This window comes from Polaribacter sp. (genome assembly GCF_036480315.1).
Taxonomy (GTDB): Bacteria; Bacteroidota; Bacteroidia; order Flavobacteriales; family Flavobacteriaceae; genus Polaribacter.
On the sequence record NZ_JAZGGG010000054.1, the window covers coordinates 1 to 20,128 of the forward strand.

18 protein-coding genes are annotated in these 20,128 nt (G+C 29.7%); 11 read left to right on the forward strand and 7 right to left on the reverse strand.

Annotated elements, in window-relative coordinates:
* The first annotated feature begins 161 nt into the window (after window positions 1–161).
* From V3V28_RS10990 to V3V28_RS11000, 3 genes are read left to right on the forward strand one after another with little or no spacing between them, the layout of a single operon-like run.
* On the forward strand, window positions 162–2,597 hold the full coding sequence (locus tag V3V28_RS10990) for a histidine kinase (protein ID WP_331365063.1): 2,436 nt from the start codon (window positions 162–164) through the stop codon (window positions 2,595–2,597).
* Window positions 2,598–2,609: 12 nt separating this feature from the next.
* Window positions 2,610–3,035, forward strand: a complete 426-nt coding sequence (locus tag V3V28_RS10995; protein ID WP_331365064.1) for an ATP-binding protein — start codon at window positions 2,610–2,612, stop codon at window positions 3,033–3,035.
* On the forward strand, window positions 3,035–3,781 hold the full coding sequence (locus V3V28_RS11000; RefSeq protein WP_331365065.1) for a LytR/AlgR family response regulator transcription factor: 747 nt from the start codon (window positions 3,035–3,037) through the stop codon (window positions 3,779–3,781). The genes V3V28_RS10995 and V3V28_RS11000 overlap by 1 nt, the downstream gene beginning before the upstream one ends.
* A 3-nt stretch (window positions 3,782–3,784) precedes the next feature.
* Here V3V28_RS11000 and galE read toward each other — a convergent pair whose 3' ends face one another.
* Window positions 3,785–4,792: a UDP-glucose 4-epimerase GalE gene (galE, locus tag V3V28_RS11005; protein WP_331365066.1), complete on the reverse strand. Its 1,008-nt coding sequence runs from the start codon at window positions 4,790–4,792 to the stop codon at window positions 3,785–3,787.
* 5 nt (window positions 4,793–4,797) lie between these two features.
* A complete protein-coding gene (locus V3V28_RS11010) occupies window positions 4,798–5,925 on the reverse strand; it encodes a DegT/DnrJ/EryC1/StrS family aminotransferase (RefSeq protein ID WP_331365067.1) in 1,128 nt (375 codons plus the stop codon).
* A gap of 99 nt (window positions 5,926–6,024) precedes the next feature.
* Here V3V28_RS11010 and V3V28_RS11015 point away from each other — a divergent pair, with 99 nt between their 5' ends.
* A complete protein-coding gene (locus tag V3V28_RS11015) occupies window positions 6,025–8,403 on the forward strand; it encodes a penicillin acylase family protein (RefSeq protein WP_331365068.1) in 2,379 nt (792 codons plus the stop codon).
* Window positions 8,404–8,408: 5 nt separating this feature from the next.
* Window positions 8,409–9,098, forward strand: a complete 690-nt coding sequence (locus V3V28_RS11020; RefSeq protein ID WP_331365069.1) for a lycopene cyclase domain-containing protein — start codon at window positions 8,409–8,411, stop codon at window positions 9,096–9,098.
* A gap of 12 nt (window positions 9,099–9,110) precedes the next feature.
* Here V3V28_RS11020 and V3V28_RS11025 read toward each other — a convergent pair whose 3' ends face one another.
* The 5 genes from V3V28_RS11025 to V3V28_RS11045 all read right to left on the reverse strand — a co-directional run bounded on the left by V3V28_RS11025 (window position 9,111) and on the right by V3V28_RS11045 (window position 13,411).
* A complete protein-coding gene (locus V3V28_RS11025) occupies window positions 9,111–9,851 on the reverse strand; it encodes a nitroreductase family protein (protein WP_331365070.1) in 741 nt (246 codons plus the stop codon).
* A gap of 13 nt (window positions 9,852–9,864) precedes the next feature.
* Window positions 9,865–11,238: an aldehyde dehydrogenase gene (locus V3V28_RS11030; RefSeq protein ID WP_331365071.1), complete on the reverse strand. Its 1,374-nt coding sequence runs from the start codon at window positions 11,236–11,238 to the stop codon at window positions 9,865–9,867.
* A gap of 63 nt (window positions 11,239–11,301) precedes the next feature.
* Window positions 11,302–11,988 (reverse strand): RluA family pseudouridine synthase, encoded by a 687-nt coding sequence (locus V3V28_RS11035; RefSeq protein ID WP_331365072.1) that lies wholly within the window; start codon window positions 11,986–11,988, stop codon window positions 11,302–11,304.
* Window positions 11,989–11,994: 6 nt separating this feature from the next.
* Window positions 11,995–12,606: a ribosome biogenesis GTP-binding protein YihA/YsxC gene (yihA, locus tag V3V28_RS11040; protein ID WP_331365073.1), complete on the reverse strand. Its 612-nt coding sequence runs from the start codon at window positions 12,604–12,606 to the stop codon at window positions 11,995–11,997.
* A 40-nt stretch (window positions 12,607–12,646) separates the two neighbouring features.
* Window positions 12,647–13,411 carry an alpha/beta fold hydrolase gene (locus tag V3V28_RS11045; RefSeq protein WP_331365074.1) on the reverse strand — a complete coding sequence of 255 codons (765 nt, stop codon included), beginning with the start codon at window positions 13,409–13,411 and terminating at the stop codon, window positions 12,647–12,649.
* Window positions 13,412–13,620: 209 nt separating this feature from the next.
* On the opposite strand from V3V28_RS11045, the gene mraZ reads away from it, so the two are divergent.
* The 6 genes from mraZ to mraY are packed head-to-tail and all read left to right on the forward strand — an operon-like array spanning window position 13,621 to window position 20,062.
* Window positions 13,621–14,088 (forward strand): division/cell wall cluster transcriptional repressor MraZ, encoded by a 468-nt coding sequence (gene mraZ, locus V3V28_RS11050; RefSeq protein WP_331365075.1) that lies wholly within the window; start codon window positions 13,621–13,623, stop codon window positions 14,086–14,088.
* A complete protein-coding gene (gene rsmH, locus V3V28_RS11055) occupies window positions 14,075–14,974 on the forward strand; it encodes a 16S rRNA (cytosine(1402)-N(4))-methyltransferase RsmH (RefSeq protein WP_331365076.1) in 900 nt (299 codons plus the stop codon). Before mraZ ends, rsmH begins: the two co-directional genes overlap by 14 nt.
* 44 nt (window positions 14,975–15,018) lie before the next feature.
* Window positions 15,019–15,348, forward strand: a complete 330-nt coding sequence (locus V3V28_RS11060) for an FtsL-like putative cell division protein (protein ID WP_331365077.1) — start codon at window positions 15,019–15,021, stop codon at window positions 15,346–15,348.
* Window positions 15,349–15,403: 55 nt separating this feature from the next.
* The gene (locus tag V3V28_RS11065) at window positions 15,404–17,365 is read left to right on the forward strand and encodes a penicillin-binding protein (protein WP_331365094.1); all 1,962 of its coding nucleotides are present in this window, start codon (window positions 15,404–15,406) and stop codon (window positions 17,363–17,365) included.
* Between the two features lies 1 nt (window position 17,366).
* Window positions 17,367–18,830, forward strand: a complete 1,464-nt coding sequence (locus V3V28_RS11070) for a UDP-N-acetylmuramoyl-L-alanyl-D-glutamate--2,6-diaminopimelate ligase (RefSeq protein WP_331365095.1) — start codon at window positions 17,367–17,369, stop codon at window positions 18,828–18,830.
* 5 nt (window positions 18,831–18,835) lie between these two features.
* Complete coding sequence (gene mraY, locus V3V28_RS11075; protein WP_331365078.1) at window positions 18,836–20,062, forward strand: phospho-N-acetylmuramoyl-pentapeptide-transferase; 1,227 nt, start codon at window positions 18,836–18,838, stop codon at window positions 20,060–20,062.
* The last annotated feature ends 66 nt before the right edge of the window (window positions 20,063–20,128 follow it).

Genomic DNA, 20,128 nt, shown 5'->3' on the forward strand with positions numbered 1-20,128 from the left:
TTTAATACCTCTAAAATTTTCTCGTAATTTGCTCTAAAGCTGTTCATCTATTTAAATGTTTGAAATTCAATTAAATATACGATTCTCTTAATCAATGAACAGCTTTTTTATAATGCACAACAGGTTACTTACATATCATTTTATTTTTTTTCTGTGTAAACTTGTATGCACAAAAACCATTACGTTTTACAACAAAACAAGGTTTACCATCTAACCATATTTATGATATACAAGAAGATGCAGATGGTTTTATGTGGTTTGCAACTAATAGAGGTTTGGTAAAATATGATGGCGAAACATTTAAGACTTTTACTATAAAAGATGGTTTACCAAATAACGATACTTGGCTATTAGAAACAGATTACCAAGACAGATTATGGTATTTCTCTAAAAGCAACTACCAAGGTTTTATTAAACATGACAGCATTTATAAATACCCAATAATAAATAACAAGGTTATTAGTCCAAGATTCATATATAAAAGCAATAAAAATCTATGGATGCATTCTGGTTTAGGCTTTTCTAATTTGATAAATGACACCATACAAGGTGAAGGTATTTACAAAAATAATAATATAAAAAAACTTCTTACTATATTAAAAAAAGCAAATGCAAAGTTAAATTTAAGGTATCCAAAAAATTTTATCGTACATAACCCAGAAATTAATGAATTTTTATCAAAAAAAAAGAATGATTTCATTTTTTTTGATAAAGAAATTAACCTTCTTAAAAAGATACCTTTAAAATTAAAATCAGATTATAATAGTAAAGAGTTACATAATTTTGGACTCATATTTAATAATATATTTTATTATGTAACAAAAACAGATTTAATCTTTATCAATTTTAAGGATAAGACTGTAAAACGCATTTTGTTTAAAGATTTAGTTGGTAGAGAAAACATTAAATATTTTAGATGTAAAGGCTTAAAGAACGAAATACAAATAAGTATTCCTGGACATTTAGTGACTTTTGATTATGATTTACAAGTAAAAGAAAAACATAGTTTTGATAAAACGTTAGGTAGGCAGAGTTATAAGGACACAAAAGGGAATATATGGTTGATAGATTTTACAAACGGAGTTTCTTTATTATCAAATAGACAAACAGAAACTACTTATTTTTTAAAAAACAAGAAGGTTCAAAAAATAAGTAGAATTGATACTGAATTGTATGCTGGTGTTAATGATGATGGCTTTTATCAATTAGATGAAAAAGATAGTTTTTTCAATAAAATTACATCAATAAAAAATCAAAATGGAGAGATTTATCAAATAGGAAAAGATAGTTTAAATAGTGTTTTTTTTGTTTCATCTATGTCTTCATTTTTTAAGATAGAAAATAAAATTAAAAAGTTAGAAGTCTTTAATGTTTTTGATAATTGGATGACTGCATCAAGCTTTAAAAATGTAGTTTATCATCAAAATAAATACTATTTTTTATCTGGAGGTTATTTATATAAAACAGATGTAAACTATCATTTTGAAAAGCATATTTCAAATGAATCGGGTATTCTTTTCAGTTCAGTTTTTAAAGATAAATTGTATTATGGAGGTTCTAATGGTATGCATATAATAGAGAAAGACACTTTAGTTAAAGTAAAAAGAGTTCATAAATTATTAAACGTTTCTGTTAGTAACCTATTAGCAACAAAAAAGCAGTTGTTTGTTGGTACAGATGGTAGAGGTGTTTATAGATATGATGAAAGTAAGATAGTTCATCTAAAAAATACTGATGGTTATAGTATTCAGAAAATTATAAAAAAAGAAGATAAACTTTGGCTTGCAACCAATAATGGAGTGCATGAAATCTCTTTAAATAATAACGATTTAGAAAACTCTAAAATCACCAATAGTTTTTATGAGTCAGATGGATTGTTACAAAATAATACTAATGACATTTATTTAGAAAAAGACACTTTATTTGCCGCTTCAGATATTGGAATTGCAAAGTTAAATGTAGAAAACAACATCTATAAGCAACAACCAAAACTGTTTTTTAAAACGAAGAATGATACGTTACGTTTTGCTAACGGAGCAAGAAATAATATAGCTATTACGTTTGGTTTGCAAGATTTTGTAAATCAGGAGTATGTAAAGTATCAATATAGAATCTTACCAACTCAAAAAGAATGGATAACTACAATTACAAAAACACTAAATTTTTCAAATCTTTCTCCAAAATTATATCAATTAGAGATTAAAGTAACCGATCAGCATTTTAATGAAACTATTATACAACAATATTTACATGTTATTCCAGCTTGGTGGCAAACAATCGTTGCTAAAATTGGTTTTGGCTTTTTAGCCTTTTTGGGCTTTTGGTTATTTGTGAAAATTTTAAAACAAAGAATTCAACAAAAAGAAACTGCAAAAGCAGATTTAGATAAAAAAATTGCAGGTTTAGAGTTGCAAGCGTTGCGTAGCCAAATGAATCCGCATTTTGTGCATAATTCTTTAAACTCAATTCAATATTATATCCAACGAAACGAAGTAGAACAATCTGAAAATTATTTAGTAAAGTTTTCTAAATTGGTTCGCATGTTTTTCGAGTATTCTCGTAAGCAAAATATCTCAATAAAAGAAGAGGTAACCTAATTAGAAAACTATTTGCAAATAGAAAAATTACGTTTCGAAGAGAAGCTTTCTTATGCCATAGAAGTTGATAAAAATATAGATGTTGATGAACAAATTATTCCTTCTATGATGTTGCAACCTATTGTGGAGAATGCCGTAAATCATGGTTTATTTCATAAAAAAGAGAATGGTTTGGTTCGTATTACTTTTAATCAAATTAATGAAGATTCTTTTAAAGTAATTGTAGAAGATGATGGAATTGGAATTAAAAAAGCAAAAGAAATGTATAAAAATTCTTCTAAAAATTATCAATCTAGATCATCTGCTGTTTTAGAAGAGCGTTTAGAGTTGTTGCAACAAAGTAACGATTGGGAAATAGAATATACAATTGAAGATGCATCAGAAATAAGTAATGCAACCGGAACCAGAGTTACATTAATTTTTAATCAACCAACCTAATGAAAATAACTGCTGTATTAGTAGATGACGAACCAAAGGCGTTAGCCATTTTAAAGAATAAAATAGAACGATTTTGTTCAAATATTATTGTTATTGGAGAAACTAAAAATCCACAAAAAGCTATTGAGTTAATCGAAAAAAAGAAACCACAATTAGTGTTTTTAGATATTGCCATGCCAGAGATGAGTGGTTTTGATTTATTATCAAATATAGAAAACCCAAACTTTGAAGTTATTTTTGTCACCGCTTTTGATCAATATGCTTTAGAGGCGATAAACCATTGTGCAATTGGATATTTAGTAAAACCGGTTGATAATCAAGATTTAATAACGGCAGTAATTAAAGCAACACAAAACATTGAAGATAAAACAGCTTTAGAAAAAAATAAATTATTGATTGAAAACTTGGGAGTACAAACTTTTCAAAAAAAGAAAATTGTAATTCCTTCTCAAGAAGGTTTAGAGTTTGTTGAGGTAAACAAAATTATTTTTTGTGAAGGAACAGAGGGGTATACAAGGATTTATATAAAAAATGAAAAACCAATCTTAAGTTCTTATAGTATTGGGCATTTTAATAAATTATTACAAAATCAAGATTTTTATTTAATTCATAAGTCGTATTTAATCAATATCAATTATATAGAAAAGTATTTAAACGAAGGTTATGTTGTTTTAGATGAAAATAACAAACTTCCAGTTTCTAGAAATCGACGTAGTGATTTCTTAAATAGTTTAAAAAACAAATAGCTTTTATTGGTTTAATTGCCATTTCCAAGCAGCAGTTAAAGCTTCATCAAGATTTTTCTCTGTTTTCCAGTTTAATTCTTGATTAGCAATAGTAGTATCTGCATAAGCTGCAGTAATATCACCTTCTCTTCTGTCAACAATTTTGTAGTTTAATAGTTTTCCAGATGCTTTTTCAAAAGCTTTAATTACTTGTAAAACAGAACTTCCTGTTCCTGTACCAACATTAAAAAACTCAAAATTTTGTTTATTATTTTTATTGATTAACCTTTGTAAAGCTGCAATATGTGCTTTTGCTAAATCAACAACATGTATATAGTCTCTTACAGCTGTTCCGTCAATTGTAGGGTAATCATCACCAAATACAGAAAGCTCTTTTCTTATTCCTGCCGCGGTTTGAGTTACAAACGGGATTAAGTTTTGAGGAACACCTATAGGTAGTTCTCCAATTTTTACACTATCGTGAGCGCCAATAGGATTAAAATAACGCAAAGCAATTGCATTTAAATTATGTGCTTTACATGTTTCTTTTATAATTTCTTCACCAATTTGTTTGGTGTTTCCGTAGGTAGATTCTGCTGTTTTTACAGGCGCATTTTCTGTAATTGGCAATTCATCTGCTTGACCATAAACTGTACAAGATGAGGAGAATATAAAATTATCTAATTTTCTATCCCTCATTTCTTGTAATAAGTATACAAGAGTACCTAAATTATTTTCATAATAATCTAAAGGATTTTGTACACTTTCTCCAACTGCTTTAAAAGCTGCAAAATGTATGATTCCATCAACTTTATTAGTGTCAAAAAAGGTTTTTACATCTTTTTTAATACGTAAGTCGATGTTGTAGTATGCTGGTTTTTGACCAGTAATTTCTGTAATTTTATCTAAAACAGAAATTCTTGTGTTCGATAAGTCATCAATAATTACAACTTCAAAACCTGCGTTTTGTAATTCTACTACGGTATGAGAACCAATAAAACCTAAACCACCAGTTACTAAAATTTTTTTCATAGTTTTTAGTTGATAAAATTGTTAATAGTATTTGTAATAAATTCTAATTGTTCGTTGTCTAACTCTGTATGCATTGGCAAAGAAATAACAGTTTTTATCAATTCATTGGTTACTGGAAAATCACTTTCTTTATAACGGCTATCTTGATATGCTTTTTGAGCATGTAAAGAAACTGGGTAATAAATTGCATTCGGAATCCCTTGATTTAACAAATGTTTGTGTAGCTCATCTCGTTTTCCATTCGTTATTTGTAATGTATATTGATGAAAAACATGTGTTGTAAAATCGCTAATTTTTGGAGTGACAATATTTACATTATCCGCTAAAGCGTTTGTGTAGTAATTGGCTGCACTTCTTCTAGCATCGCAATACGCGTCTAATAAAGGTAGTTTTGCTTTTAAAACTCCAGCTTGAATAGAATCTAAACGAGAATTTACACCAACAACATCATGGTAATAACGGGTGTACATTCCGTGATTTACAATTCCACGAAGTGTATGTGCAAGTTCATTATCATTTGTAAAGATTGCTCCACCATCTCCATAACAACCTAAATTTTTAGAAGGAAAGAAAGATGTTGTCCCCACATCTCCCATAGTTCCAGCTTTCTTTTTTGTTCCATCTTTAAAAGTGTAATCTGCACCAATTGCTTGCGCATTGTCTTCAATTACAAAAAGATTATGTTCTTTGGCAATTTCTAAAACAGCTTCCATATTTGCTACTTGTCCGAATAAATGAACAGGAACAATTGCTTTTGTTTTTTGGGTAATAGCTCTTTTTAAAGCTTCAATATCTATGTTATAAGTATCTGGTTCTACATCAACCAAAACAGGTGTTAACTTTAAAAGTGCAATTACTTCAACAGTTGCAGCAAAAGTAAAATCTGCTGTAATTACTTCATCACCTTGTTCTAAACCTAAACCCATCATTGCAATTTGCAAAGCGTCTGTGCCATTTGCACAAGGAATTACATGTTTAACATCTAGATATTTTTCTAAATCTGCTTGAAATTCATGAACTAAAGGGCCGTTTATATAAGAAGAAGAGTTTAATACCTCTTGTATAGAAGTGTTTACTGTTTCTTTTATTTCCTGATATTGGCCTTGAAGGTCTACCATTTGAATTTTTTTCATAAAAATAATTTTGAATTTCAAAAATACAAACTAACTTTCACTTCTTTTGTGTTTATCTCTGAATTATATTTCTGCTATCTTTGAAAAAAAATCAATTTTATGAAGTTTTTGAAACGTTTTGTAAGAATTATAATAATTCTTATTGTTTTGGTGTTTGTTTCAGTTTGGTTGTATTCTAAAACATATAAGCCAAATTACTCGGGAGAAATAGAATTAAAAAACATTTCTGAAGAAGTTATAATTCATTTTGATGATATTGGTGTTCCGCATATAAATGCAAAAAACCAACAAGATGCTTATGTAGCTTTAGGTTATGTGCATGCGCAAGATAGATTGTGGCAAATGGAATTGATTCGAAGAATTGCCGCAGGAAGATTGTCGGAAATTTTTGGAGAAAAACTAATAAGAACAGATAAACTTTTTTCTGGTTTAGGTATTGAGGAAGCATCAGTAAAAACGATACAAAATTTAGATAAAAATTCTCCTTCGTACAAAATGGCAACTGCTTATTTAAATGGTGTAAATCAATATATTGAAGAAGGTAAAACGCCAATAGAATTTACTTTAGTTGGTGTTAATAAAGAGAAATATACATTAAAAGATATGTATAACGTTTTTGGGTATATGGCTTTTAGTTTTGCAATTGCTCATAAAACAGATCCAATGTTAAATGAAGTAAAAGAAAAATTAGGAGATGCTTATTTTAAGGAATTAATTGGTGCGGAAAATCAAAATTTAACCTTAATTAAAAACGAGAAAAACCCAGAAATTACTGGAGCATTCTCGCAAGCAATGAATAATTTAATGGAAGTTTTACCAATTTCACCATTTATAGGAAGTAATTCTTGGGTAATTGGTGCTGATAAAACCAAAAACGGAAAAGTGATTTTTGCAAACGATCCTCATATTGGGTTTTCACAACCGTCAGTTTGGTATCAAGCCCATATAAAAACACTAAATTATGAATTATACGGTTTTCATTTGGCGTTGGTTCCTTTTCCTCTTTTAGGACATAATAAAGACTATGCTTATGGTTTAACGATGTTTGAAAATGATGATATTGATTTTTATGTGGAAGAAAATAATCCTGATAATGAAAATCAATATAGAATTAAAGAAGATTATTTTGATTATAAAACGATAGAAAAACGATTAAAAATAAAAGAAGCTAAAGATTCTGTTTACACTATTAAAGTGAGTAAACATGGTCCTTTAATGAACGGGATTGTAGAAGGTTTGTCTGATGAAAAACCAGTTGCAATGCAGTGGATTTATACCAAGTTAAATAATGAAATTTTAGATGTTGCCTACGAAATTTCACATGCTAAAAATCTAACAGATTTTAAAAAAGGAGCAAGTAAATTGCATGCACCAGGTTTAAATATGATGTATGGAGATTCAAAAAATAATATTGCTTGGTTTGCATCTGGGAAACTTTATAAATATAGAGATTCTTTATACACAAAGACGTTCTTAAATGGTGCTTCTGGTGAAGACGAAATTGTAGAATATTTAGATTTTGAAGATAATCCCCAAGCAATAAACCCGAAAGAGAATTATGTGTATTCTGCAAACAATCAACCAGATTCAATTGCAAATATTTTGTATCCGGGTTATTATTTATCAGAAGACAGGGCAAGCAGAATTGTGGAATTAGTTGCGCCAAAAAATGATTGGACAAAAGGGAATGTTGCAAAAATGATGATGGATATTACTTCGCCTACTGCACCAAAAGTTATTGATAGTTTTATAAAATCTATTGATAAAAGTGATTTGTCTGTAAGTGAGAAAAAAGCAATCAATATTTTAAAAGAATGGAAAGGTGATTTTGATAAAAGTGAAGTTGGTCCAGTAATTTACAATCGATTTGTTTATGAATTTCAGAAAAACACTTTTGCAGATGAAATGGGAAAAGGATACAATCAATTTGTAAACACTCCTTTTGTAGAGAAGGTTTTACCGGTTCAAGTTAAAAGAGAAAAATCAGTTTGGTGGGATGATGTTTCAACAAAAAATAAAGTTGAAACAAAACAAGAAATTGTAACGACCTCATTTAGAAAAGCTTTTTCATTTTTAGAAAATCAGTTAGGTGCAAATGTGGAAGATTGGAAATGGGAAAGAGTAATTACTGTGGAATACAAACATGCGGTTGGTGAAGTTGCTGTGTTAAGAAAATACTTTAACGTTGGTCCTTTTATAACTTCTGGTGGAGATCAAGTAATTAATAATCAAATTTATGATATTGATTCTACTGGAGTTTATAAAGTGAAAGCTGGGCCATCAACAAGGAGGATTGTAGATTTTTCTGATGTAGAAAATAGTTTATCAATTTTACCGACAGGTCAATCCGGACGTGTTTTTAGTAAACATTATAAAGATCAGGCAGAGAAGTATTTAAAAGGAGATTTTGTAAAGATGAAATTAAATCAGTCAGAAATTATACAAAGCAAAAATGTATTGATTTTAAAACCTATGTAATTATTATGGATGAAAAATATGCATTTTTATATCTTTGCTTGAGTTATGTTCCTATTTGGTTATATATTTTTTTTAAGAGAAAAGATTTAAGAAAAAAACTAATTAGAACTACAATTGCTGGAGGAGTTGTAGCGCCATTTACAGACTATTTTCATTTTAGAGATTATTGGATTCCGCCATCCATTTTAAATACCCAATATGCGTATTTTGAAGATGTTATTATGGGTGCAATGATTATTAGTGTAGTTGCAACAATTTACGAAACTGTTTTTAATTTAAAGTTGATTCCTTACAAGAGAGACAATAAAATAAGATATACGTTTTACACAATGTTTGTTTTAAGTTTTGTGTTGGTTTATGTTTTTACGGGCTTGTTAGAAATTAATTCAATCTTTGTATATAGTAGTATTTTTATTCTTTACGGAATTATTATGTTGTCTATTAGACCAAATTTGTTAAAAGCATCTTTAATATCTAGTCTGTTAAGTTTGGGGATTCAATTAATAATTTATATACCTCTCTTTACTTTTTTTGCCCCAACTTTTTGGAAAAAATATTATTTGCTTGCAAATACAAAATACGATGTTACTTTTTTAAATATTCCAATAACAGAAATGTTGTATTTTATAACAATAGGTTTTACCGTAGGTATTTTTTATGAGTTTGTTGCGGGAAGGAAAAGAGTCTCTTTTTAAATAAAAATTATTTTAAACTTCTTTATAAACTTCCTCAAAAGGAATTCTAAAACGTTCTCCGTAAACTCCTTTTTTAGTTCTAATTCCACAAGAAACAATCATATTTATTTCAGAACCAAATGGTAGGTTAAGTAGTTTTTTAACTCGCAATGTGTCAGAACCTTCCATTGGGCAAGTATCGTAACCTTCTGCTGCCATAGAAATCATAAAGTTTTGGGCTGCTAAACCGCAAGTTTTATGCGTTACAATTCTCATGTCACTATTTTTAACTTGTCTGTACATTGGTTTAAAAAGTCCAATAACAGAAACCATAATGTATTTTAGAAAACCAAGAATTCCCAAAAAGTCAGCATATGCAAACGGAATAATTTTCCCATAATAATTTCTTGCAACCTTTTCTCTACTACTTTGTGTAGATTTCGGATTGTCTTTTCCAAAAGTTGTATCCATAAAAGCTAAATTAGCTTTTGCTCTTTTTCTCCATAAATCTTTTCTAGAAACAAAAACAACTAATTGTTGAGCTGTTTTTGCTGCATTTTGATTGAAACAAAAAGGCGCGATTTTAGCAATGGTTTCTCTAGAAGTAATATGATAAAACTCCCACAACTGCATATTGCTACTATTTGGAGCTAATGCAGCTTGTTCTAAGCACTTTTTTACAATGTTCCTGTCAATTGGTTTTTCTGCATCGTAAACTCTTACTGAACGCCTATAATGTATTGCTTCAGAAACTGTTTTTTCTTTTGGAATCATTTTTTTTATAAAATTAAGTCCACTTTAATAAGGTGCGTAAATTTTTTAATTTATCAGTATAAGGAGCGTATCTAATTGTTAAATCTAACCAATTTCCTCTGGTAACAATACCTTTGCTATGAGAAAAAGTATCAAAAGTTTTTTTACCATGATAACCACCAACACCACTTTCTCCAACACCACCAAAAGGCAATCTATGGTTTACAAAATGTACAGTTGTATCGTTAATTGTTCCTCCACCAAATGAATGTTTTGCAATCATTTCTTTTGCAAAATTTTTGTTATTAGAAAAGATATAAAATGCTAAAGGTTTATCATATTTAGACAGTGTTTTTTCTATTTCCCCTTCATTTTCATAAGAAATTAAAGGAAGTATTGGACCAAAAATTTCACCTTTCATAACTTCACTATCTAAAGAAGGTTCATTAATTAAAGTAGGGGAAATGTAATTGTCTTCTTGGTTGGTTTTTCCGCCCGTTAAAAATTGTTCGTTCTCTAACATAAGAGCCAATCTTTTAAAGTTTTTAGAGTTTACAATTCTTGGAAAATCGATTGATTTTTCAGGGTTTTCTCCATATGCTTTTACTAACTCTTCTTTAAAATAAGAAACAAATTCTTTTTTAACAGAATTATGAATTAGTAAATAATCTGGAGCAATACAGGTTTGTCCACCATTTATATACTTTCCCCAAACAATACGTTTTGCAGCTAATTTTATATTGGCAGTTTTATCAACAATACAAGGACTTTTTCCACCTAATTCTAAAGTTACAGGAGTTATAAATTCTGCAGCAGCTTTTGCTACAATTTTCCCTACCGGAACACTTCCTGTAAAGAAAATATAATCCCAACGTTGGGCTAGTAATTCTTTAGAAACATCAACGCCTCCTTCAATTACGGAAACATGTTTTTTGTCAAAAACCGCTTCTATTATTTCTTTTGTAACCGTACTTGTATGTGGTGTTAATTCTGAAGGTTTTAAAACAACGGTGTTTCCTGCTGCAATTGCGCCAATTAATGGTGCAAAAGCTAATTGATACGGGTAATTCCAAGGAGAAATTATTAAAACTGCACCATAAGGTTCTTTGTGGATTTTTGCTGAAGAAGGAAAATTTAAAAGAGAAGGTAAAACTCGTTTTGATTTTGCCCAAGAATTTAGTTTATTGATTGTCATTTTTAATTCAGACAAAACAATGGAAGTTTCTGTTAAAACGGCTTCATATTCAGATTTTTTAAAATCATTATGTAGCGCTTTTATAATATCAGTCTCTCTTTTAATTAATTCATTTTGAAGCTTTTTTAAGTATTCTTTTCGAAATGAAATATCTTTTGTTTGTTGTGTTATAAAGAATTTTTTTTGCGATTGCAAAGTGTCAATTATATTCATAAATTTAGACTCTTGTTGTTTTTTATATCTTCAGAAAAAAACTAATTTTTCTAAAGATACTGATTACTTACAAGCGTTCCAAATAACATCGTTTGGTGTAGGTGCAGAAATTAAAATATTTTCTTTAGAAACAGGGTGTATAAATTCTATTTTTCTAGCGTGTAAACTAATACTTCCATCTTTGTTACTTCTACTAAATCCGTATTTTAAATCACCTTTTATAGGACTACCAATATGAGATAATTGTGTTCTAATTTGATGGTGTCTACCCGTTTCTAAATCAATTTCTAAAAGAGAATAGTTCTCTAATTTTTTAAGAATTTTATAGTGAAGTGTTGCTTTCTTACTTCCTTCAATTTCTTTCTTGTAGACAAAAGACTTATTTTTTTTGGTATCTTTTTTTAGAAAATTGATTAAAGTATCTGATGTTTTTTTTGGTTGACTCCTTACAATCGCCCAATAAGTTTTGTTGATTGTTTTATCACGTAGCATTTTATTTAAACGCTCTAGAGCTTTAGATGTTCTTGCAAAAATTACAATCCCAGAAGTTGGTCTGTCTAAACGGTGAACTGTGCCAATAAAAACATTACCAGGTTTATTGTATTTGTTTTTTACGTACTCTTTTATAACTTCATTTAGAGGTTTGTCTCCAGTTTTATCACCTTGCGTAATATCACCAGCTCTTTTATTTACAATAATGATGTGATTATCTTCAAATAAAATTTGTAAATTTTCTTTGGTAGATTGCATGGGTTTCTATTGAAAATCTTTGGCTACAGCTTCGTTTACGCCATCAATATAATCTAGAAATTCTTTACGTCCAAGACTGTTCGAAGAAGAGGTTATAAAAGATGTTGGTAAAGTTTCCCAAGTATTTAATAATTTCTTTTTGTATGAGGAAATTTGTTTATCTAATTTGGTGCTACTTAATTTGTCTGCTTTTGTAAATGCAATGCAAAACGGAATTTGATTTTCGCCTAAAAACTGCATAAACTCTAAATCAATTTTTTGAGGGTCATGTCTAGAATCTATCAAAATAAAAGTACAAACTAGTTGTTCTCTTTCTTTAAAATAGTTCTCTATAAAAAATTGAAAAATAGTTCTTTTCTTTTTAGAGATTTGAGCATAACCATAACCAGGTAAATCGACTAAAAACCATTCTTTATTTATCTTAAAATGATTGATTAGCTGTGTCTTTCCAGGTTTTCCAGAAGTCTTGGCTAAATCTTTGCGTTCCATTAACATGTTAATTAATGAAGATTTGCCAACATTAGAACGTCCAATAAATGCATATTCTGGTATTCTTTCTGGTGGTGCTTTGGTAACATTACTGTTACTCATTATAAACTCTGCAGATCTAATTTTCATTGTAGTGTGTTCTTTTTTATTGAAGTATTCTCTGCGAGAGTTATATATTTCTAGTAGTAAACCAGTCTGAAAGAATTTTATTAAATTCTTTAGGTTTTTCCATCATTGCTGCATGTCCACATTTATCAATCCAAAATAAATCTGAATTTGGTAATAATTTGTGAAAGTCAGTTGCAACTTCAGGAGGCGTTACTGCATCTTGTTTTCCCCAAATAAGGCAAATTGGCTGTTTCATTTCTGGCAAATCATTTGCCATATTGTGTCTAATTGCACTTTTTGCAATTGCTAAAGTTCTAATTACTGAACTTCTGTCGTTTACAATTTTAAAAACATCATCAACCATTTCTTTTGTTCCAATTTCTGGGTCATAAAAAACAGCTCTCGTTTTTTCTTTAATATATTCGTAGTTTCCTCTTTTAGGAAAACTATCTCCCATTGCTTTTTCATAAAGACCAGAACTACCTGTTAAAACAAGTGCGCCAACTTTTTCTGGATAATGCTTTGTAAAGTATAAGCCAATATGTCCTCCAAGAGAATTTCCTAAAAGAATAACTTTTTCTAATTTTTTGTGTTCTATAAAATCATACAAAAATTTAGCCATGTTTTTAACATTGGTCTTTAAAAGCGGTAAAGAATATAAAGGTAATTCAGGAATTAAGACGTTGTAACCTTTGTTTGAAAAGTAATCAAAAGTTTCACCAAAATTACTTAAAGCACCCATTAACCCGTGTAAAATAATGATTGCAGGTCCTTCTCCAGCCTCTGCATATGTAAATTCTCCTTCAGTTATTAACTTGTCAGTCATTGATTTTTGTTTGATTTCACTCAACGCAAATGTAATTCTTTTTTATGAGAAAAATATTGTTTTCGTAAATCGGAACATTTTTGCTTTTTTGTCTTAAAAACCAAAACAAATTGTTAATAAAGACGTTAGTTATTAACAAAGTGGTAAAAAGTGGTAGAAAGTGGTAGAATTTATATATTTTTGATACCTTAAACAAATTAACTGTAGAAGTGATAAACCTAATTGGTACATATGAGTGTAAAGCAGATGCTAAAGGAAGGGTGATGTTTTCATCAGCTTTCAAAAAGCAACTGTCTTCTGTGTTGGATGAAGGTTTTGTAATTAAAAGAGCTGTTTTTCAATCTTGTTTGGAGTTGTATCCAATGAAAGAGTGGGGTTTGATGATGGAGAAAATTAACAAGTTAAATAAGTTTAAGAAGAAAAATAACGATTTTATTAGAAGGTTTACTGCAGGTGTAAAAATAGTAGAGTTAGATGCTTCTGGGCGAATTTTAATTCCCAAAGATTTATGTGCTTTTGCAGGAATAGAGAAACAAATTGTAATGTCTTCATCTGTAAATATTATTGAAATTTGGGATAAAGATAGGTACGAAAAGGTAATAGATGCTGCTGCTTTAGATTTTGCTGAACTAGCTGAGGAAGTAATGGGAAATACAGACGAAGATGAGTTATCATGATCCAGTTTTATTAAAAGAAAGTGTAGATGCATTAGCTATTAAAGAAGATGGTGTTTATGTAGATGTAACTTTTGGTGGTGGAGGTCATTCAAGAGAGATTTTGAATAGATTAGGGAAGAACGGAAAATTGTTTGGGTTTGATCAAGATCCAGATGCATTAGATAATTTAATAGATGATGAGCGTTTTGTTTTAATTCCAGAGAATTTTAGGTTTATCTCTCGTTTTTTAAGATTTCATAGAATAAAAAAAGTAGACGGAGTGTTGGCTGATTTAGGAGTTTCTTCACATCAATTTGATGAGGCTGAAAGAGGTTTTTCTATTCGCTTTGATGGTGATTTAGATATGAGAATGAATCAGAAATCTAAAGTTTCGGCAAAAGAAATTATCAACAAATATCCTGAAGAGAAATTAGCAGAAATATTGTTTCTGTATGGCGAATTGAGGAATTCTAGAAATATAGCAAAAACAATTGTAGAATCTAGGCAAAATGAAAAAATAGAAACTAGCTTTCAATTGAAAGAAGTTTTACAAAAATATTTACCAAAAGCAAAAGAGCATAAAATATTAGCACAAATATTTCAAGCAATTAGAATTGAAGTAAACGAAGAATTAGATGTGTTGAGAGAGTTTTTACTACAGATGCCAAACTTATTGAAAGAGGAAGGAAGGTTAAGTGTAATCTCTTATCATTCATTAGAAGATAGATTGGTGAAAAGATTTATTAGAACAGGTTTGTTTAGTGGTGAGCCAGAAAAAGATGTGTTTGGAAATAGTGATGTTCCATTACAGAAAGTAGGTAAATTGATTGTACCAAATGCCGATGAGATTAAGGTGAATAATAGAGCTAGGAGTGCAAAATTAAGAATAGCAACGTTAAAAGTATAAGGTTGTAGAATGTAGAACATGTGTTTTCTAAATCAAAATAGATAATGTCAAAAGTTAAAAAAGGAATTTACGATTTTCTGCGAGGAAGTTTCCTTACAGATGAATCTGCTTTTAAAAACTGGCGAATCATCATTTTTGTAGTTGCACTGTTGTTAATTATGATTTCTAGTGCGCATAGAGCTGATAAGAAAGTAATTAAAATATCAGAATTAAATAAAAAGAAAAGAGAATTACGAGCAGAATCTCTAGATACAGAAACAATTCTAACACGAATGGAAATGGAATCTAGCATCAGGGAAAAAGCAAAAAAACGAGGTTTAAAACCTTCCGAAACCCCACCAAAAAAAATTAAAGTAACCTATAAAAAACAATAAATTGGCAACTCATAAAAAAAGCATACTTACAAAATTCTACTTGGTAGCTGCTTTTATGACGATTTTTTTGTTAGCAGTTATTGTTAGGGTTATTAATATTCAATATTCTCAAGGAGAAAAATACAGAAAACTTTCTACAGAGTTAACTATTAGACAAGATACTATTTATGCAAATAGAGGTAACGTCTATGGTTCAGACGGTAATTTGTTAGCTACGTCGATGTCTAAATTTACAATTAGAATGGATGTAGTTGCTGTTAAAGACGTTGTTTTTGAAAAGAACATTGCTGGCTTATCTAAAGAGCTTTCTAGAATGTTTGGGAATACTGCAAATTATTATCAGCAAAAATTAAGAACAGCAAAAAAGAGAAAAAACAGGTATTTACTAATTGCAAGAAACATTGGGTACAATGATTACTTGAAAATAAAAAAATTTCCAATTTTCAATTTAGGAGTTTATAAAGGTGGTTTTATTGCAGAACATAGAACTGTGCGTGCGCATCCCATAGGTAAAATTGCAGAACGTACAATTGGTTACGATGATTATAGAGGTGAAGCAGGTATTGAAGGTGCTTTTGCAGATTATATGCAAGGCGAAAACGGTTTACGTTGGAAACAAAAAATTGCAAAAAATCAATGGAAACCTATTAATGATGTAAATGAAAAAGAACCTATAGATGGTCATGATATTATTACAACAATTGATGTTAATATTCAAGATATTACGCACCATGCATTGCTTCGTCAATTAGAATACTTTGAAGCTGAACATGGTTGTGCAGTTGTTATGGAAACTGCAACAGGAGAAATTAAAGCGATTTCTAACTTAGGAAGAACCACAAAAGGGAAGTATTACGAGAAAAGAAATTATGCGGTTTGGGAAAGTCATGAGCCGGGTTCTACATTTAAGTTGGCAAGTTTAATGGCAGCTTTAGATGATAAATTAATTGATACTTCTACTGTTGTAGATACTGAAAAAGGAAGAATTTATATTCATGGTAAAAAAGTAGAGGATTCTAAAAGAGGGGGATATGGAAAAATATCAGCAGCGAGAGTTTTTGAAGTTTCTTCGAACGTTGGTATTGTAAAATTGATCAAAAAACATTATGATGAAAAACCGCAAAAATTTATTGATAAATTAGAGAAATACGGATTTACAAAACCAATTGGTTTTCAAATTAAAGGAGAGGGAAAACCTTACATACCAAAACCAACCGATAAAGCTTGGAGTAAAATATCTTTAGAATGGATGTCTTGGGGATATGGAGTTTCTGTAACACCAATGCAAACGTTAATGTTTTATAATGCTGTAGCTAATAATGGAGTTATGGTGAAGCCACGTTTTATTAAAGAGTTAAGAAGGCAAGAAAAAACTGAAAAGCTTTTTGAAACAGAAATAGTAAATGAAAAAATAGCATCTGATGAAACGCTAAAGAAGATTAGGAAAGTGATGGAAAATGTGGTTATTAAAGGAACTGCAGATAATATTTATTCTCCTAATTTTTCGATGGCAGGTAAGACAGGAACCGCAAAAAAATACATTCCAAGACATAAAAATGAAAAAGGAGAAACTATCTCTGGTCATTATTCTACAAAACATTATGTAGCATCATTTGCAGGCTTTTTTCCAGCAGATAAACCAAGGTATTCTTGCATTGTTGTTATTCATGATCCAAAGAAAGAAAAAGGATATTATGGAGCTACTGTTGCAGCCCCAGTTTTTAAAAAAATAGCACAAAAAATTTATACAACAACTCCAATTGATAATCAATCTGTAGATGATAAAACGGAGTTTGCTTCTATAGAGAAGCAATATTTAAAATTTAATGGACAATTAAGTAAAGAATATTCAAAAGTGCCAAACGTAAAAGGTATGTCTGGCATGGATGCTTTGTCGTTATTAGAAAATATAGGCTTAAAAGTAAAATTCTCTGGTGTTGGAAAGGTGGAATCTCAATCACTAAAAAAAGGAGAGAAATTAATAAAGGGAGCAACAATTATTTTAAAACTTTCATAAACTGAAAAATTTAAAAGACATATTATATCAGGTTTCAATTCAACAAGTTTTTGGTAGTACAAATATTGATGTAAAAAATCTTGTTTTCGATTCTAGAAAAATTGAACAGAATGATGTTTTTATAGCCCTAAAAGGAGTTTCAGTAGATGGTCATTTATATATTGAAAAAGCAATTGATTTAGATGCAGCTGTTATTATTTGTGAAGATTTCCCTTCGAATAAAAAAGACGGAATTACTTATATTAAAGTTGAAGATGCAAATGTTGCTTTGGCAGTTATGGCTTCTAATTTTTATGATAATCCATCATCTAAATTACCACTAATTGGTGTTACTGGTACAAACGGAAAAACAACAATAGCATCTCTTTTATATCAATTATTTAAAAAAGCAGGTTACAAAGTTGGTTTGCTTTCTACAGTTAAAATTTTAGTTGATGAAACTGAATTTAAAGCAACACATACAACTCCAGATTCTGTAACAGTCAATTGTTATTTAGATAAAATGATTGATGAGGGAGTCGATTTCTGTTTTATGGAAGTAAGTTCTCATGGAATTCATCAAAAAAGAACAGAAGGTTTGGTTTTTGCTGGCGGAATTTTCACAAACCTTTCTCATGATCATTTAGATTATCATTCAACTTTTGCAGAATATAGAGATGTCAAAAAACAATTTTTTGATTCGTTGCCAAAATCAGCATTTGCATTAACAAATGTAGATGATAAAAATGGTGGCTTCATGTTGCAAAATACAAAAGCAAAAAAGCAAACGTATGCTTTAAAAACTTTGGCCGATTTTAAAGTTAAGATTTTAGAAAAACAACTTTCTGGAACTTTAATTTCTGTTGATGGAACTGAAGTATGGACAAAATTAATAGGCGTTTTTAATATTTACAATTTAAATGCAATTATTGCCACTGCAGAGTTATTAGGATTAGAGAAACTTGAAATTTTAACAATTGTTAGCGAATTAGAAAGTGTTAGTGGAAGATTCGAATATGTAGTTTCCGAAGATGGAATTACTGCAATTGTAGATTATGCACATACGCCAGATGCACTAAAAAATGTATTAGAAACCATTAATGATATTAGAACAGGAAACGAGCAAGTAGTTACTGTTATTGGTTGTGGAGGTGATAGAGATAAAACGAAAAGACCAAAAATGGCGCATATTGCTTCGCAATTAAGCAATCAAGTAATTTTTACATCAGACAATCCTAGAACAGAAAATTCGCAAACTATTTTAGATGAAATGGAAGTTGGTGTTGCGTCGGAAAATTATAGAAAAACAATTACAGTTTTAGATAGAAAACAAGCAATTAAAGCAGCATGTAAGTTTTCTAAAACAGGAGATATCATATTGATTGCAGGTAAAGGGCATGAAAAATATCAAGAAATTAACGGAGTTAGAAGCCATTTTGATGATTTAGAAGAAGTTAAAAATTGTTTCAATCAACTAAAAAACTAATAAGAATGCTGTATTATTTATTCGAATATTTAGAAAATCAGTTTCATTTTCCTGGAGCAGGTTTATTTCAGTTTATCACATTTAGAGCTGCAGCTGCTTTTATTTTGTCATTGTTGATTTCTTCCATTTATGGAAAAAGGATTATCAACTTTTTACAAAAACAACAAGTTGGCGAATCTATAAGGGATTTGGGTTTAGATGGCCAAATTCAGAAAGCAGGAACTCCAACAATGGGTGGAATTATTATCATTCTGGCAACTTTAATTCCAGTGTTTTTATTAGCTAAATTAGATAATATTTACATTATTATTATGCTAATCACCACAGTTTGGATGGGTTTAATTGGCTTTTTAGATGATTATATAAAAGTATTTAAAAAAGACAAAGCAGGTTTAAGTGGTAAGTTTAAGGTTTTAGGTCAAGTTGGTTTAGGAATCATTGTAGGTTCTATGCTTTATTTTAATGATGGCGTAACTATAAAAGAACAATTACCAAAAGAACAACAAGTTGTAAAAGAAAATGGGAGAAGAATTGTTTTTGGTGAAGCTCATAAGTCTACCAAGACTACGGTTCCATTTTTAAAAAATAACGAATTAGATTACTCAAAGGTATTAAGTTTTCTTGGTGATGGTTATGAAAAATATGGATGGATAGTTTTCATATTCATTGTAGTTTTTATTGTTACAGGAATTTCAAATGGAGCAAATTTAACAGATGGTATTGATGGTTTAGCTGCAGGTTCGTCTGCAATTATAGTTATAACACTGGCGCTTTTTGCATGGATTTCTGGGAATATTATTTTCGCAGACTATTTGGATGTCATGTACATTCCAAATTCTGGAGAAATGACGGTTTTTATACTAGCATTTGCTGGTGCATTAATTGGGTTTCTTTGGTATAATACATATCCTGCACAAGTGTTTATGGGAGATACAGGAAGTTTAACGATTGGAGGAATTATTGCAGTTATCGCAATTTCAATTCGTAAAGAATTGTTACTTCCAATTTTAGCAGGAATTTTTGTGATAGAAAACCTCTCTGTAATAATGCAAGTTTCTTGGTTTAAATATACACGAAAAAAACACGGTGAAGGAAGGCGAATTTTTAGAATGGCGCCTTTACATCATCATTATCAAAAATTAAGTTATCACGAAAGTAAGATTGTAGTTCGCTTTTGGATTATAGGAATTTTATTAGCTGTATTCACTATTGTAACATTGAAGTTAAGATAAAAGCCCATCATAATCTTCCCGAAGGGAAGAAACTTGGATGGAAATAGGGTATAGAAAAATATAGAA

Bases quoted from the DNA above. Each gene is read 5' to 3' on its own strand.
- V3V28_RS11030 (WP_331365071.1), bottom strand. From the start codon at position 11,238: ATGAATATAATTGACACTTTGCAATCGCAAAAAAAATTCTTTATAACA.
- galE (WP_331365066.1), bottom strand. From the start codon at position 4,792: ATGAAAAAAATTTTAGTAACTGGTGGTTTAGGTTTTATTGGTTCTCAT.
- V3V28_RS11035 (WP_331365072.1), bottom strand. From the start codon at position 11,988: ATGCAATCTACCAAAGAAAATTTACAAATTTTATTTGAAGATAATCAC.
- V3V28_RS11015 (WP_331365068.1), top strand. From the start codon at position 6,025: ATGAAGTTTTTGAAACGTTTTGTAAGAATTATAATAATTCTTATTGTT.
- V3V28_RS11045 (WP_331365074.1), bottom strand. From the start codon at position 13,411: ATGACTGACAAGTTAATAACTGAAGGAGAATTTACATATGCAGAGGCT.
- V3V28_RS11000 (WP_331365065.1), top strand. From the start codon at position 3,035: ATGAAAATAACTGCTGTATTAGTAGATGACGAACCAAAGGCGTTAGCC.
- V3V28_RS11060 (WP_331365077.1), top strand. From the start codon at position 15,019: ATGTCAAAAGTTAAAAAAGGAATTTACGATTTTCTGCGAGGAAGTTTC.
- V3V28_RS11020 (WP_331365069.1), top strand. From the start codon at position 8,409: ATGGATGAAAAATATGCATTTTTATATCTTTGCTTGAGTTATGTTCCT.
- V3V28_RS11010 (WP_331365067.1), bottom strand. From the start codon at position 5,925: ATGAAAAAAATTCAAATGGTAGACCTTCAAGGCCAATATCAGGAAATA.
- mraY (WP_331365078.1), top strand. From the start codon at position 18,836: ATGCTGTATTATTTATTCGAATATTTAGAAAATCAGTTTCATTTTCCT.
- rsmH (WP_331365076.1), top strand. From the start codon at position 14,075: ATGAGTTATCATGATCCAGTTTTATTAAAAGAAAGTGTAGATGCATTA.
- V3V28_RS11065 (WP_331365094.1), top strand. From the start codon at position 15,404: ATGACGATTTTTTTGTTAGCAGTTATTGTTAGGGTTATTAATATTCAA.
- V3V28_RS11025 (WP_331365070.1), bottom strand. From the start codon at position 9,851: ATGATTCCAAAAGAAAAAACAGTTTCTGAAGCAATACATTATAGGCGT.
- yihA (WP_331365073.1), bottom strand. From the start codon at position 12,606: ATGAAAATTAGATCTGCAGAGTTTATAATGAGTAACAGTAATGTTACC.